This window comes from Gilliamella sp. B14384G12 (assembly GCF_016101825.1).
In the GTDB taxonomy this organism is placed as follows: domain Bacteria; phylum Pseudomonadota; class Gammaproteobacteria; order Enterobacterales; family Orbaceae; genus Gilliamella; species Gilliamella apicola_N.
This window is the reverse complement of record NZ_JACFPU010000060.1, coordinates 1-357: the sequence shown is the minus strand read 5'-3', so window position 1 is coordinate 357 and position 357 is coordinate 1. Positions and strand designations below refer to the sequence as shown.

The 357-nt window shown below is 45.4% G+C and carries 1 tRNA gene and 1 other RNA gene; both read left to right on the top strand.

The features are described 5' to 3' along the window. Positions 1-2 precede the first annotated feature (2 nt). Positions 3-79, top strand: a tRNA-Pro gene (locus H3S73_RS13655). A gap of 41 nt (positions 80-120) precedes the next feature. Then, a non-coding RNA gene (locus H3S73_RS13650) (RtT sRNA) lies at positions 121-245 on the top strand. The last annotated feature ends 112 nt before the right edge of the window (positions 246-357 follow it).

Genomic DNA, 357 nt, shown 5'->3' with positions numbered 1-357 from the left:
AACGGCGAGTAGCGCAGCTTGGTAGCGCAACTGGTTTGGGACCAGTGGGTCGGAGGTTCGAATCCTCTCTCGCCGACCAATTTTAGATAAAAAAGCTTACTCATTGAGTAGGCTTTTTTTATTATCTGCATTTTAAGAGGATGAGAACCGACCAGAGGTTCGAGCCGAGCGCAGCGAGACAACGTTGCTTTAGCAACGACCCGCAGGGCGAGCATGAAATGCGAGTAATCCTCTCTCGCCGACCAATTTTAGATAAAAAAGCTTACTCATTGTGAAGTGACCCCCAATAGTTGGACAACCACTAACTGGGGGTCTTTTTATGTCAAAATATAGTCGAGATTTAAAAATTATCATAGC